Here is a 14,152-nt window from a genome sequence, read left to right as displayed (position 1 = left end):
CGAATTTTTTACGGGCCGGCAGGAATTTTCTTTCGAGTGGAGAAATACATATTACTTTACAATGAAAGCGTTTTCTGTAGTGGGAAGGTGATGTCGATGATACATAGCCTGACAAATGGGCTGAATCGTTTTTGTACATGGGTGATGAGACTGGCTTATGTAAATGTGCTGTGGATCTTGTTTTCTCTTGCCGGGCTCGTCGTGTTTGGGTTGATGCCTGCTACGGCCGCGATGTTTTCAGTGGCGAGAGAGTGGACGAAGGGGAACACGGATGTCCCGGTGTTTTCTTTGTTTATCCGGACGTTTAAGAAGGAGTGGGGTGCAGCTCAGCTGTTGGGGCTCATTCTTGTGACGGCCGGCTTGTTTTTGTTTGCGGATATACGGATTGCCGCTCAGATGAATCAGCCTGTGCTGGTGAATGTGTTTATGAGCATCGGATTGATTTTCGTGTTTGTGCTGTTATATGTGTTTCCGGTCTTTTCTCATTTTGATGTAAAGCTCAGACAGGTGCTGAGCATCAGCTTTTTGATTGCCTTCAGCCGGCCATTGGTGACGCTGATGATGGCAGCGGGTGCGGTCGGAATGTTGTTTCTAGTGCTGTTTCATGTGACGTTTTTGCTGTTTTTCAGCGGCAGCGCGCTGAGCTTGTTGTTAACGAAGCTGTCCTTTACAGCATTTATGTCAATAGATCAGCGTCAGGAGAAAGAAAAGGCGGCATGAAAGGAAGAGTCGCGGGCTGGTACAGGCGAATGAAGATTAAGGATAAGCTGTTTGTGTTTCTGTCATTGATCATGGCCGTGTCCTTTCTGTTTGTATACAGCGGGGTGCAGTACGCTTTTCATGTCTATGATGAGCAGATTTACCGCAAATCCTCGGAAGTGCTGCGGATGTCTTCTGAACGGATTGAAGACGAGCTGAAGAAAATTGAAGATGTATCATATGAAATCATTACCGATGAACAAATTCAGCGCATTCTCAGCATGCAAAACCGTGATGATACGTATGACCAGTATCAAATGAAGCAGGAGCTGTGGGATCAGCTTGCGCAATATGCCGGCGATGAAAAGTACATTGATTCGATTCATTTGATTGATGCCCGCGGCTCAGAGTATTCCGCCGGAAGCAGTTCATCGGACCTTATGAAGCAGCAGCAGGAAGAGGCATTTGAACGGGCGAAAGCGCAAAAAGGCAGAAATCTTTGGATGACCCTAGGCAGTTCAGATCCTGTACTGATTTCAGCGCGGCAAATCAGATCGTTTCATCAGCTGAGTTTAAATGGCTTGGGAATGGTGCTGATTCAAGTGAATGTGAAACAGATGATTCGTGACTTGCCGAAGGATTGGGGCGATTCGGTCGGAGACATGATGATCGCAGACAAGGACGGCAATCTGGTGTATTCGGCACATGCATCGGTGCTTACGCCTGAGATGACAAAGCAGACGCTGCGGCATCCTGGTTATGACTTGGTAAAAAAGAATGGCAAACGTTATTTTATTTCTTTCCTTCAATCATCCTATCAAAACTGGAGCTACTACAATGTCATCCCCTTTGATCAGATGTTCGCGAAAATTTCCTTTATGAAAACGGTAATCGGTACGTGTTTTCTTTTGTTTTTCAGTGTGGTTTTGCTTTTCGGGCGGAAGATTGCCAACAGCATCACAGAGCCGATCGAGCAGCTTGTATCCGCAATGAAATCGGTGCAGCACGGCGGGATTGAGGCGGGCGTGTCGCTGTCATTGCCGGAACATACACAAGATGAGGCCGGAACGCTGAACCGCCATTTTACCGTGATGATGAAGCGGATCAATGAGCTGATGGAAGAAAATGTGGAAAAGCAGCTTATTATTAAAGAAACAGAGTTGAAGGCGCTGCAAGCCCAGATCAACCCGCATTTTTTGTATAACACGCTTGAGTCCATCAATTGGCTGGCGAAAGCGAATCAGCAGAAGCAAATTTCTCAAATGGTGGAATCGCTCGGTTTTCTCCTGCGAAACAGCATTCACATCAAAGAAGATACAGTGACCCTTCAGGAGGAGGCGGATATTGTGCTTCACTATATGACGATTCAGCGGTTCCGGTTTGAGGAGCGCTTGAACTTCACACTGGACATCGCCGATGAGGTGAAGCATTGCCGAATTCCGAAGCTGACACTCCAGCCGCTGGCGGAGAATGCGATTCAATACGCGCTTGAGCCTTTTACTCGGCCATGCGCCATCCGCCTTCAAGCGAAAAAAACGGAGGACTGCGTCTGTATTACTGTCGAAGATAACGGGCCCGGCATGGACGAACGTATTCTTGAAAAAACGGGCGGAAGAGGGATCGGGCTCTGGAATATTCATGAACGCATCCGACTGATGTTCGGGGAGCCGTATGGCTTACGCATTCAAAGCGAGAAAGGGAAGGGAACGACGATTTTGCTGACAATACCGTGCCGAAATGAGGTGGTGTGATGTACAAAATACTGCTTGCTGATGATGAGAGAATCATTCTTGACGGAATGGCAGGGATCATTGAGTGGGAGACGCTTGGCGCTTCTTTAGTCGGAAAAGCGCAGAACGGAATTGAAGCGTATGAGAAGATCGTAAACAAGCAGCCGCATATCGTCGTCACTGATGTAAAAATGCCCGGTATGGACGGGCTTGAGCTGATCAAAAAGGTGTCAGCCGTCTGCCCGTCCGTGCAATTTATCGTCCTGTCTGGTTTTGGGGAGTTTGAGTACGCGAAGGAAGCGATGAAATACGGGGTAAGGCATTATTTGCTGAAGCCCTGCAATGAACAGCAGATTATCCGTTCATTAGAGGAAATCATCGCCGAGCTGAAGCTGCATGATGTGCGGAAGAAGAAAGCCGCCCACCTGAAACATGAGCTGAATCATATCCGTTCCTTTGCGGCTGATCAATACCTGGAAGGCTTGATTGCCGGTGTCACCCATCTGTCTCCGCCGCCTTCGCTTGCAGGTAAGAAGATTCGCCTTATCATCGCGGAGAACACTCAGCCTGAAGATTCTGCCGCCAGAGAGGCGTTTGGTTCCTCGCTGACAGCTTTTTGCTGCAGCGGAGGACGTGCGGTGTTTGCCGTGGAGGAGGGCACGCCTGATCTGGAGAAAAAGGCGGCGGACGGCTTTGCAGGCTGCCGGGTAATCATCAGCCGGACGGGGGAGCTGCAAGACGCAGGACAGCTGTTCCGGGAAGCAACTGAAACGGCCGGTGACCAAAAGCGGAGTGAATTGATTTCTAAAATCACCAGGCTTGTCGCCGACGAGCTTGGCAATCCGAATCTCTCTCTGAAATGGGCAGCAAAAGATATGCTGTTTATGAACCCTGATTATTTGGGGAAAATCTTTAAGCAGGAGACAGGCGAAAAGTTTTCCCAATATGTTACGCGGGTGCGTCTTGAGCATGCGATGAAGCAGATGAAGCTGAGGCGGGATGTGAGTGTATCAGAAATCGCGGAAGAAATCGGATTCGGTGATAATCCGAAGTATTTCAGTCTCGTCTTTAAAAAATATACTGGTCTGACACCGTCAGAATTCAGAAGAAAACAGGGAGGCGCTTCCGCAGGGTAGCCATCTCTGTTTTTTTAACTTTCGCCACTGTTTTTTGAGTGTTTCGCCCCGTCACAACCCTTTAAAATAAAATGTAAGCACTTACATTAAAGGGGGGATTGATGTGAAGAAGGTTTATTACGTGCTGCTGTCACTTGTGTGCGTCTTGTTTTTCAGCGGATGTTCTGCGGGTGAAGAAGCATCAGGGAAAAAGGAAGACATTACGCTCAGAATCGCATGGTGGGGCGGACAGCCGCGGCATGACTATACAACAAAGGTCATTGAATTATATGAGAAAAAGAATCCGCACGTCCATATTGAAGCGGAATTTGCGAACTGGGATGACTATTGGAAGAAGCTTGCGCCAATGTCTGCCGCGGGCCAGCTGCCTGATGTCATTCAAATGGATACGGCATATTTGGCGCAATACGGAAAGAAAAATCAGCTTGAGGATTTAACGCCATATATGAAGGACGGAACAATTGATGTCAGTTCAATCGATGAAAATATGCTGTCCGGCGGAAAAATTGACGAAAAGCTTTACGGATTTACACTTGGGGTCAACGTGCTTTCTGTGATTGCCAATGATGATCTGCTGAAGAAAGCCGGTGTTTCAATTCATCAGGAAAACTGGACGTGGAAGGATTATGAGAAGCTGGCGTATGAGCTGCAGGAAAAAGCCGGCGTATACGGATCTAACGGAATGCACCCGCCTGATATTTTCTTCCCGTATTATTTGCGCACAAAGGGTGAGCGTTTTTATAAAGAGGACGGCACGGGCCTTGCGTATCAGGATGACAAGCTGTTTGTTGACTATTTTGAGCGGCAGCTGAGACTGGTCAAAGCAAAAACATCGCCAACACCGGACGAAAGCGCCCAAATTAAGGGGATGGAAGATGACTTTATTGTCAAAGGCAAATCAGCCATTACATGGAACTACTCGAATCAATATTTAGGCTTTGCCCGGCTGACAGACTCGCCGCTTTCTCTCTATCTGCCGCCGCAGCAAATGAAGGACAAAGCGCTGACGCTGAAGCCGAGTATGCTGTTTTCTATTCCGAAAAGCTCAGAGCATAAAAAAGAGGCCGCGAAGTTTATTGATTTCTTCGTGAATAATGAAGAAGCGAACCAGCTGATTAAAGGCGAGCGGGGCGTTCCGGTATCCGACAAGGTGGCAGATGCGATTAAACCGGAGCTGAATGAGGAAGAGGCCAACATTGTGGAATATGTGGAAGCCGCGTCGAAAAATATCAGCAAAGCCGATCCGCCAGAGCCGGTGGGAAGCGCGGAGGTTATTAAGCTGCTGAAGGATACGTCTGATCAGATTCTGTATCAGAAGGTATCGCCGGAAAAAGCCGCCAAAACATTCCGGAAGCAGGCCAATGACATTTTAGAGAGGAATAATTGACGGGAAATGGGGCTGACAGAATGAAAATAAGCCGGAGTATGAGAAAAGACAATCTGGCGGGATATGCTTTTATTTCTCCGTTTATTATCGGCTTCTTCTGTTTTACGGTGATTCCGATGGGCGCGTCCCTGTTTCTGTCCTTTACAAGCTACGACTTGTTTACGGCGCCGAAATGGATCGGGCTCGATAACTATAAGGAAATGTTTACGGGTGACGAAAAGTATTGGCAGTCGCTGAAGGTCACTTTCACGTATGTGCTTGCCGGGGTTCCGCTCCGCCTCGGCTTCGCGCTTTTTATTGCCGTCATTTTAAACAATGCGGCAAAGGGGACGGCTATCTACAGGACGCTGTTTTATCTGCCTTCTATCATCGGCGGAAGTGTGGCTGTTGCCATTATGTGGCGCAATATTTTCGGCAATGACGGGGTCATCAATGCGCTGCTGTTTTTTGTCGGGATCGATCAAAAAATTCTCTGGTACCAAGACCCGACAAGCGCGTTATGGACGCTGATTCTGCTGTCCGTCTGGCAGTTTGGGTCATCCATGCTGATTTTTCTGGCCGGGCTGAAAAACATTCCGGCATCGTACTTAGAGGCGGCCAGCGTGGACGGCGCAAACCGCGTGCAGCGCTTCTTTAGGATCACGCTTCCGATGCTGACGCCGATTATTTTCTTTAACCTGGTCATGCAGACGATTTCTGCTTTTATGACCTTTACCCCAGCCTATATCATCTCAAAAGGCGAGGGCGGTCCGCTTGACGGGACGCTATTGTATTCACTCTATTTGTTCCAGCGGGCGTTTAACTATTTTCAAATGGGCTACGCCTCGGCGATGGCGTGGATCATGCTGATCATTGTCGGGCTGATTACGCTGATTTTATTTAAAACATCATCATATTGGGTTCACTACGAATCAAAGGAGGAATAACGGATGGAGCCGGTCAACCAGCCTGTCAGGCAAGCCCCGGTGTTTGAAGGGAAAAAAGCCGGGCGCATCAGGCCAAAACGCATTCTGTTCCATGTTTTTACGGCGTCACTGGCGGTGTTATTGCTGTATCCCGTCATTTGGCTGTTTGTCAGTTCTTTTAAAGAAAGCTCCAGTATTTTCACAACCTCTCATTCTCTCATTCCAGATCCTTTTATTCTCAGCAACTATGCTGAAGGGTGGAAGGGCATTGCGGGTCAGCCGTTTTGGGCCTTTATTAAAAACTCGGCGATCATTGTCGGGCTGTCTACAATCGGCGCCGTTCTGTCATCGGCTGTCATTGCCTACGGCTTTGCGCGCATCCCGTTTAAAGGAAAAGCATTTTGGTTCGCCTGTATGATGGGGACGTTAATGCTGCCGCATGAAGTGCTGATGATTCCGCAGTACATTATGTTTGCGAAATTAGACTGGCTGAATTCATTTAAACCGATTGTTGTTCCGCAATTTTTCGGGCATGCGTTTTTTATCTTTCTGATGATCCAGTTTATCCGGACGATCCCTGAGGAGCTGGATGAAGCAGCGAGAATCGACGGGTGCGGGCGCTTTGCCTGTTTTTGGCGGATCATTCTGCCGCTCATTGCACCGGCGCTTGCGACGTCTGCGATTTTTTCTTTCTATTGGAAGTGGGAGGAGCTGATTCAGCCGCTCTTATATTTGAATAAGCCGGAGCTTTATCCTGTTTCACTTGCGCTGAAGCTTTTCCTCGATACGGAATCCGCTTCGAACTGGGGCGCGATGTTTGCCATGTCGGCCGTCTCTTTGCTGCCTGTGATTCTCGTATTCTTTCTGTTTCAAAAATATATCGTTCAGGGCATCAGTACGACCGGATTAAAATAAAAAGGAGTGTTGCAGATGGCACAGCTTATCTTTGATGAAGAAAAGGTCACAGCCGTTATTGACCGAATCGTGAAACGGACATTTCAAATGGATTTTGCGTGGGATTGGCCAGGCGGCGTCGCATTTTACGGCGTGGCGGAGGCGTATGAAGCGACGGAAAACGAGGAGTATATCAAACTGTTAAAAACGTGGGTGGATGAACAGCTTGAGGATGGGCTGCCGCCGCTGTCGATCAACGGTGTATCAATCGGCCATACGCTTTTGTTTCTGCATCAGGTGACGGGAGATCACGTCTATTTGGAAACGGCTGGCGAGATGGCGGAATATGTGCTTCATCATGCGCCGCGCTTTGGAGAAGGTATTCTTCAGCATACGGTGAACTCGGCGGATTATGTGTTTCCTGAGCAGGCGTGGGCGGACACGCTGATGATGGCGGGGCTGTTTATGCTGAGAATCGGCCGTGTGATGGAGCGGGAGGATTACTTCGAGGACGGCCTGCGCCAGTTTCATGGACATGAGGACGTGCTGCAGGACCCCGTAACCAATCTGTATTACCATGCCTGGGACAACAAAGCGCAAAACCACCTGTCGGGGATTTATTGGGGGCGGGCGAATGGCTGGGCTGCGCTCACGATGGCAAAAGCGCTCCCGCTCATTGAGGTGACGCATCCTTCTTTTATGATCATTGACGGATCGCTCAGAGACCAGCTGAGCGCGCTTGTCCGGCTGCAGGACGATTCAGGGCTGTGGCATACCATTTTGGATGATCAGGATTCGTATTTGGAGGTTTCGGCATCGGCGGGCATTGCTTCTGCTTTGCTGTCGAGCGGGAAGCTCTATACAAAATACGCGCAGAAATCACTTGCCGCCATTTTGGATGCGGTGGAAGAGGACGGACGTGTCAGCAAAGTATCCGCGGGCACAGCCGTCATGAAAAATGCGGAAGGATACAAACAAGTGCCTTACAAACGAATACAAGGCTGGGGTCAGGGGCTTGCACTCACATTTCTCGCTGATGTGCTGAGAACGAAAAAACGCGTATATCAGTAAAGACGGCGGCGGGGGGAAAGGGATGAAAAAACAGCCTCAACAGAAAGAACGGGTTTCACACTGGAAGGGAACGTATTTCAAAAGAAACTTTGTTTTCATTTTGCTGATTGCCTGTATTCCCGGACTGCTGACAGGCGGGGCCATCTACTTTTTGTCTATCGATAAGGTGGAGAAAGAGCTGCAAAAGTCGCATGAAACACAGGTGGCGCGTGAAGTCAGCCGGATGGATGAGAAGCTGGAAGACCTTGAGCTGACACTTGCCCAAATGGCATACGATTCCTCGCTGATGAACGGATTGGCCGAGAAGGATTTGGAGAAAGACTTTACATTCTCCTATCAAATAACGAAAAAGCTGTTTCTATTGCGGGACCAGCAGCCGCTGATTCAGCAGGCTTCTATCTTTCTGAACAGCCCCCGGCCTCTTGTGCTGAGCCCCGAATACAGCGCACTGACAGAACAGGATATGCTTCGCAAATACCGCTCGCTTCTCGACTCCGATCGGAGTATTTATTGGAGCCGATCGGGAAAAGACGCCGCGCTGATTCAGCTCATTCCGGGTGCGGCTGAGAAACCGTTTGGCGCGATCATGCTGACGGTAGATCCGAAAGAAATGGAGGCGCTCCTGCAAAGTTTGTCTCCTTACCCTGAAGGCAGCGCGCTTCTTCTGGATCAAAAGCGAGAGGTGCTTTTCCATAGAGGAGAAAAGGATTTTGAAAATGCTTTAATGAATGAGGTGAAAAAACAGCCTCACAAGAAAGGCCATTTTCAGATGGATTGGGACGGCACGGTGTATTCCGTCTCCTATGGAGAAATGAAGCGAATGCATCAGAAGTGGACCTTTGTTTCTGCAGCGCCTCTTTCAGCCATTACAGCGCCGATGGTGTTTTTATCAAAGGTGATTATTGTGATGCTTGTCATTTGTATCGGCTTGGCTGTGTGCATGACGTGGTACGCTTCAAAGAAAATCTATCGACCGATTCAGCATCTGCTCGGACTGTTTACGGGAGGAGAGAGAAAAACATGGCAGGCGTCAGGTCAGGATGAATTTAAGTGGATAGAAAAGAGATGGCATGATCTTTCCCTTGAGAGCCGAAAGCTTCAAGAGCAACTGCTCCGGCAGACGCCCCATATGAAAAAGAGTTTTTTGCAGCATCTGCTTCAGGGTGATTTTTATTATGACACAGAGGACAGTCTCAGATCGCGGATGGAGGATGCGGGCTGGGACATCGGAGAACACGTGTTTCACGTGCTTGATCTTCAGGTGACAGGGCTTCGTGGTGATAAGAGCATGTTCTATGCCGATGATGAACAGCTTGCTGTGTTTACACTGACCAATTTACATGAGGAACTTGCGGCAAACCGCCGTTTTCACCCTTCAATTCTTGATATTGGCCGCCTTTCCGTCACCGTGCTTGTGATGAAAACGAGCGGCTCGGATCTGAGGGGATATGTTTCAGAGCTGGCCCGCATATTTGGTGCTGTCACGGGACTAAGCCTGACCGGAACAATGAGCAGGCAATCGGCCCGTATTATGGATATCCCATCTCTGTTTAAGGATGTGAAAAGCGGCAAGTCCCGCAGGTGTTTTGCCAATTGCCATCAGATCATAGATTTGCAGGATGATGTTTTTCAGGCTGAGCCATCCGCACCCTGCTATCCTTTTGAACTTGAAAAGCAAATCGTTCAGGCCATTCGGCTGGAAAGAAAAGAGGAAGCAGAAGAGCTGATTCGCTTATGTATGGATGAACTGGCCGAAAAGGCGGTCAGCGACAGACAAGTGCATTCTGCGCTGATTCAGCTGTTCTCCCGCATCCAGGAGGATATTCTGCATTCCAGCCTTCATCCGAGCGAGCTGTTTGGCAACAGGGATATGCTTCGGGAAATATCCGAGCTGCATGAGCCTGTCCAGGCGGCTGCCTGGCTGATGGATGCGGTTGTCACCCCGTACCTCGCCAAGCTTGAAGGCAGGAAAAACAGACAGCAAAAACAGGTGGCAGAACGTGTGATTGCGATGATTCATGAGCAGTATATGGCGGATCTTTCTCTTGAAAGCTGCGCGGATGCGCTGGGCATGAATTCTTATACCTTGAGCAAGGCCTTTAAACAAGTGACGGGCGTTAATTTTATTGATTATGTGACCCGCATCAGAATTGAAAAAGCAAAAGAACTGCTGGTAAATACAAATAAAAAAATTCATGATGTGTCAGAAGAAGTCGGCTATCGCCACAATTATTTCAACCGGATTTTTAAAAAGCAGGTCGGCATGCCGCCGGGAGTTTTCAGGCAAATGTATCAGGAAACGCCGTGAAAGGAGAGGACATGTGATGGAAAAACCGATTCAGGTGTTTTTAGCAGGGGATTCCACCGTAAGCGACTGCCCGCCGCATGAAGCGCCGATGGCAGGCTGGGGGCAGGTTTTCGGTCAATTGTTCACTGAACAGGTGAAAGTGCGCAATCACGCCAAAGGGGGAGCGAGCACCAACTCTTTTGTGGAGGAAGGAAGGCTTCAGGCGATTGCTGAGTGCATAGCACAAGGCGATTATTTGTTTATCCAATTCGGCCACAATGACCAGAAACCGCGGGGGACGAAGCCGTACTCGACGTATCAGCAATTTCTCACTTTGTTTGCGGAAACAGCACGAGAAAAAGGAGCACAGCCTGTGTTTGTTACATCGGTGCAGCGCCGCCGCTTTGATGAAAACGGAAGGATTGAGCACACGCTCGGTGAGTATCCGGATGCGATGAAAGCGTTAGCGAAGGAGCTTGATGTGCCGGTCATTGATTTGTTAACGAAAACAAAGGCGCTTTATGAAGCATACGGACCGGAGGAGTCAAAGTGTTTGTTCGTGTGGCTCCAGCCGAATGAACATCCGAATTATCCAGATGGCATTGAGGATAATACGCATTTTTCAGAAGAAGGGGCCATGGAGGTTGCGAAGCTCGTTGCTGAAGGCATCGAAGAAATCGGCTTTCCGCTGAAGGACCATCTCGTGAGCCGGGAGGGGAAAGAACATGTATAAAGAAGGCGCATGCCTGTACCGCAATCCGCTCCGTTCAGCAAGCGATGTGAAGGACTGGCGGATGGAGGGAGGCGGGCAGGTTTCATTCGAAGATCACCGTATGCACCTGTCACATGTACAGGACGAAGCGCACTTTGTTTATTGGTGCCCGGAAACATTTCCCGACGGCATCATTGTGAAGTGGGATTTTTACCCGATTGAACAGCCGGGGCTGTGTATGCTGTTTTTCGCGGCTGCCGGCATCGGAGGCGAGGACTTATTTGACCCGCGACTCAAGAAAAGAACAGGAAAGTACCCCGAATACCATTCCGGAGACATCAATGCGCTCCATCTGTCGTATTTCCGCAGAAAATACCCGGAGGAAAGAGCGTTCCGCACCTGCAATTTAAGAAAAAGCCGCGGTTTCCACCTCGCTGCAATGGGAGCTGATCCGCTGCCTTCTCCGGACGACGCTGATTCCCCGTATCATATGAAGCTTATTAAGGATAAAGGGTATGTGCATTTTTCGATCAATGATCTGCCCATTCTGGAGTGGCAGGATGACGGAAGCACATTCGGACCTGTGTTAACAAAAGGAAAAATCGGGCTGAGGCAAATGGCGCCGATGAAAGCCGCTTATCGTGATTTGTCTGTGCACCAAGCGGTGAGAAGATGAAGACGACTGTGACGGATGCGCTTTATGCAGGCTGTGAAGCGGTTGTGAAAATCGCGTGGCTGAACGGGCTGTGGCTGTTGTTTACACTTTTGGGCGGCGTTCTTTTCGGATGGGCGCCGAGCACAGCCGCGATGTGTGCCGTCATACGGAAATGGCTGATGGGACAAAAAGATGTCCCGGTATTTGCGTTATTTCTGGAGACCTACAAAAAAGAGTTTCTGAAGGTCAATGCGATTGGACTTGCGTTTTTTGCCCTTTTGCTTATTTTGTCGGCTAATTATTATTATTTTTCGGCAAGTGCGGATTGGCTGTCCTTTACCGTGACGAGCTGCACCCTCTTGGCGGGGCTTTTGTATACCGTCGCGCTCATGTATGTGTTTCCTCTTTATGTGCATTACGAGCTTCCGCTTCGCCAATATATTCCCCAAGCGCTGCTGTTTGGCGCCATGCGGCCGCTGACCACCGGCTGCATGCTGATCGGCTGCGGATTTGTGCTTTATTTGCTGTATACGCTTCCAGGCCTGATCCCATTTTACGGCCCAAGTTTATTTGGGCTCGTGTCGATGTTTTTTGCTTTCAGAGGGTTTCAAAAAACAGAGGCGCAGCACCGCCATCAGGCCGGATAAACAAAAAAATGACAAACGGGCAAAAAAGTGCAGCCAATCAAAAACGTTTATGCAAAAAAGTGACATTGAAGACAGCTCCTCAAGCGCATAAAATCCAATTTAAGTAAGCGCTTACAGATAAATGATAAGGAGCTGTCTGATGATTAGACGAAGAAAAAGCATGTTTACCACTCTCACATTGTTGGTGTTGTTGATGATGGGGGCTTCTGTGTTTCCTGTCAAAGCAGAAGGAGCGGCGCGGCAGATGGAAGCGCTGAACCGGGGCCTTGTGGCAGTCAAAACGGATGGCGGCATTTTTGTCAGCTGGCGGTTTCTTGGGACAGAAAACGCATCTGTGACGTTTAATGTGTACAGAGACGGACAAAAGCTGAATGCTTCGCCTGTCAAATCCACGAATTATATCGATAAAAACGGAACAGCTGGCTCATCGTATTCCATTCGGGCTGTTGTAAACGGAACCGAGCAGGCCGCTTCTGAAAAAGCCTCTGTATGGGCACAGCCGTATCATTCCGTTCCGCTTGATAAACCGGCTGGCGGCACGACACCAAAGGGCGAAGCCTATACCTACAGTGCCAATGATGCCAGTACGGGCGATGTGGATGGCGATGGGCAGTATGAGCTGATCCTCAAATGGGATCCGTCCAATTCAAAGGACAATTCACAGGACGGCTATACGGGTGAAGTGTTTATTGATGCGTATAAGCTGGACGGAACAAGATTATGGCGAATCGGTCTCGGCAAAAACATCAGAGCGGGCGCACACTACACTCAGTTTATGGTGTATGACCTGGATGGTGACGGAAAAGCGGAAGTGGCGATGAAGACCGCTGACGGAACAAAAGACGGCAAGGGAAAAGTGATCGGAAATGCGAATGCCGATTACAGAAATGAGCAGGGGCGTGTGCTTTCTGGTCCTGAGTACCTGACTGTCTTTCAAGGTGAAACGGGAAAAGAGCTTGTCACTTCAAACTTTGAACCGGCACGAGGGAACGTATCGGATTGGGGTGACAGCTACGGCAACCGGGTCGATCGTTTTCTTGCGGGCATTGCGTATCTCGACGGACAGCGTCCGAGCCTGATTATGACTAGAGGCTATTACGCCAAAACCATGCTTGTTGCGTATAACTTCAGAGACGGAAAACTGTCAAAGCTCTGGACGCTGGATTCCTCTAAGTCGGGTAATCAAGCTTTCGCCGGACAAGGCAATCACAACTTAAGCATTGCAGATGTGGACGGAGACGGTAAGGATGAAATCATCTTCGGCTCAATGGCTGTTGACCATGACGGCAAAGGCATGTACTCGACAGGCTTAGGCCACGGAGACGCGCTGCATGCCGGAGATCTTGATCCGAGCCGTCCGGGGCTTGAAGTATTTCAGGTTCATGAGGACAAAAACGCGCAATACGGCTTATCTTTCCGGGATGCCGCAACAGGAAAAATCATTTGGGGTGTTCACGCCGGCAAGGACGTAGGCCGGGGCATGGCCGCTGATATTGATCCGCGCTATCCGGGACAGGAGGTTTGGGCGAACGGTTCCCTTTACACATCGAAAGGCGCCAAAATCGGTAGCAGTGTGCCATCGTCAACCAATTTCGGCATCTGGTGGGACGGTGACCTGCTGCGGGAACAGCTGGACAGCAACAGGATCGATAAATGGGATTATCAAAACGGCGTTTCTAAAAACCTGCTGACTGCATCAGGTGCTGCCTCCAATAACTCTACAAAAGCAACACCGGCTCTTCAGGCTGATCTGCTCGGTGACTGGCGGGAGGAAGCTGTGTGGAGAACCGAGGACAGCAGTGCGCTCCGCATCTACACCACCACAATTCCGACCGAGCACAGGCTGTATACGCTGATGCATGATCCTGTGTGCCGGCTCGGCATTGCCTGGCAAAATGTCGCGTATAACCAGCCGCCGCATACAAGCTTCTTTTTAGGAGACGGCATGGCGGCACAGTCTAAACCGAATATGTATACGCCTTAACAGAAGGGGGGAAGGAACGGGCCGCACGCTTGGCCCGTTCCCATT

The 14,152-nt window shown here is 49.4% G+C and carries 12 protein-coding genes; all 12 read left to right on the top strand.

Translation table 11 applies throughout. The features are described 5' to 3' along the window. The first annotated feature begins 90 nt into the window (after nucleotides 1–90). Nucleotides 91–720 carry a YesL family protein gene (locus KXD37_RS20235; protein ID WP_106022450.1) on the top strand — a complete coding sequence of 210 codons (630 nt, stop codon included), beginning with the start codon at nucleotides 91–93 and terminating at the stop codon, nucleotides 718–720. Beyond that, the gene (locus KXD37_RS20230) at nucleotides 717–2,450 is read left to right on the top strand and encodes a sensor histidine kinase (RefSeq protein ID WP_106022449.1); all 1,734 of its coding nucleotides are present in this window, start codon (nucleotides 717–719) and stop codon (nucleotides 2,448–2,450) included. The genes KXD37_RS20235 and KXD37_RS20230 overlap by 4 nt, the downstream gene beginning before the upstream one ends. Further along, nucleotides 2,450–3,565, top strand: coding sequence for a response regulator transcription factor (locus KXD37_RS20225; RefSeq protein ID WP_106022448.1), 1,116 nt, complete (start codon nucleotides 2,450–2,452; stop codon nucleotides 3,563–3,565). The genes KXD37_RS20230 and KXD37_RS20225 overlap by 1 nt, the downstream gene beginning before the upstream one ends. A 103-nt stretch (nucleotides 3,566–3,668) precedes the next feature. Then, nucleotides 3,669–4,952 (top strand): ABC transporter substrate-binding protein, encoded by a 1,284-nt coding sequence (locus KXD37_RS20220; RefSeq protein ID WP_024120496.1) that lies wholly within the window; start codon nucleotides 3,669–3,671, stop codon nucleotides 4,950–4,952. Continuing rightward, a complete protein-coding gene (locus KXD37_RS20215; RefSeq protein WP_038954162.1) occupies nucleotides 4,949–5,878 on the top strand; it encodes a carbohydrate ABC transporter permease in 930 nt (309 codons plus the stop codon). Before KXD37_RS20220 ends, KXD37_RS20215 begins: the two co-directional genes overlap by 4 nt. A gap of 3 nt (nucleotides 5,879–5,881) precedes the next feature. Then, nucleotides 5,882–6,772 (top strand): carbohydrate ABC transporter permease, encoded by an 891-nt coding sequence (locus KXD37_RS20210; protein WP_101863659.1) that lies wholly within the window; start codon nucleotides 5,882–5,884, stop codon nucleotides 6,770–6,772. A gap of 15 nt (nucleotides 6,773–6,787) precedes the next feature. Next, a complete protein-coding gene (yesR, locus tag KXD37_RS20205) occupies nucleotides 6,788–7,822 on the top strand; it encodes a rhamnogalacturonyl hydrolase YesR (protein ID WP_106022447.1) in 1,035 nt (344 codons plus the stop codon). A gap of 22 nt (nucleotides 7,823–7,844) precedes the next feature. Continuing rightward, nucleotides 7,845–10,130, top strand: coding sequence for an AraC family transcriptional regulator (locus KXD37_RS20200; protein WP_106022446.1), 2,286 nt, complete (start codon nucleotides 7,845–7,847; stop codon nucleotides 10,128–10,130). Between the two features lie 13 nt (nucleotides 10,131–10,143). Beyond that, nucleotides 10,144–10,842 carry a rhamnogalacturonan acetylesterase gene (locus KXD37_RS20195; protein ID WP_106022445.1) on the top strand — a complete coding sequence of 233 codons (699 nt, stop codon included), beginning with the start codon at nucleotides 10,144–10,146 and terminating at the stop codon, nucleotides 10,840–10,842. Then, complete coding sequence (locus KXD37_RS20190) at nucleotides 10,835–11,497, top strand: YesU family protein (RefSeq protein WP_106022444.1); 663 nt, start codon at nucleotides 10,835–10,837, stop codon at nucleotides 11,495–11,497. The genes KXD37_RS20195 and KXD37_RS20190 overlap by 8 nt, the downstream gene beginning before the upstream one ends. Continuing rightward, a complete protein-coding gene (locus KXD37_RS20185) occupies nucleotides 11,494–12,123 on the top strand; it encodes a YesL family protein (protein ID WP_105991310.1) in 630 nt (209 codons plus the stop codon). Before KXD37_RS20190 ends, KXD37_RS20185 begins: the two co-directional genes overlap by 4 nt. Nucleotides 12,124–12,244: 121 nt before the next feature. Beyond that, complete coding sequence (locus KXD37_RS20180; RefSeq protein ID WP_263463713.1) at nucleotides 12,245–14,107, top strand: rhamnogalacturonan lyase; 1,863 nt, start codon at nucleotides 12,245–12,247, stop codon at nucleotides 14,105–14,107. The last annotated feature ends 45 nt before the right edge of the window (nucleotides 14,108–14,152 follow it).

The organism is Bacillus sp. XT-2 (assembly GCF_025696525.1).
Taxonomy (GTDB): domain Bacteria; phylum Bacillota; class Bacilli; order Bacillales; family Bacillaceae; genus Bacillus; species Bacillus halotolerans.
Note: the sequence above shows the minus strand (reverse complement) of the source record. Positions and strands in the feature narration are given on the sequence as shown.

Excerpts from the sequence above, each read along its gene's own strand:
- KXD37_RS20235 (WP_106022450.1), top strand. The coding sequence starts at position 91 with ATGTCGATGATACATAGCCTGACAAATGGGCTGAATCGTTTTTGTACA.
- KXD37_RS20230 (WP_106022449.1), top strand. The coding sequence starts at position 717 with ATGAAAGGAAGAGTCGCGGGCTGGTACAGGCGAATGAAGATTAAGGAT.
- KXD37_RS20225 (WP_106022448.1), top strand. The coding sequence starts at position 2,450 with ATGTACAAAATACTGCTTGCTGATGATGAGAGAATCATTCTTGACGGA.
- KXD37_RS20210 (WP_101863659.1), top strand. The coding sequence starts at position 5,882 with ATGGAGCCGGTCAACCAGCCTGTCAGGCAAGCCCCGGTGTTTGAAGGG.
- yesR (WP_106022447.1), top strand. The coding sequence starts at position 6,788 with ATGGCACAGCTTATCTTTGATGAAGAAAAGGTCACAGCCGTTATTGAC.
- KXD37_RS20200 (WP_106022446.1), top strand. The coding sequence starts at position 7,845 with ATGAAAAAACAGCCTCAACAGAAAGAACGGGTTTCACACTGGAAGGGA.
- KXD37_RS20190 (WP_106022444.1), top strand. The coding sequence starts at position 10,835 with ATGTATAAAGAAGGCGCATGCCTGTACCGCAATCCGCTCCGTTCAGCA.
- KXD37_RS20185 (WP_105991310.1), top strand. The coding sequence starts at position 11,494 with ATGAAGACGACTGTGACGGATGCGCTTTATGCAGGCTGTGAAGCGGTT.
- KXD37_RS20180 (WP_263463713.1), top strand. The coding sequence starts at position 12,245 with ATGATAAGGAGCTGTCTGATGATTAGACGAAGAAAAAGCATGTTTACC.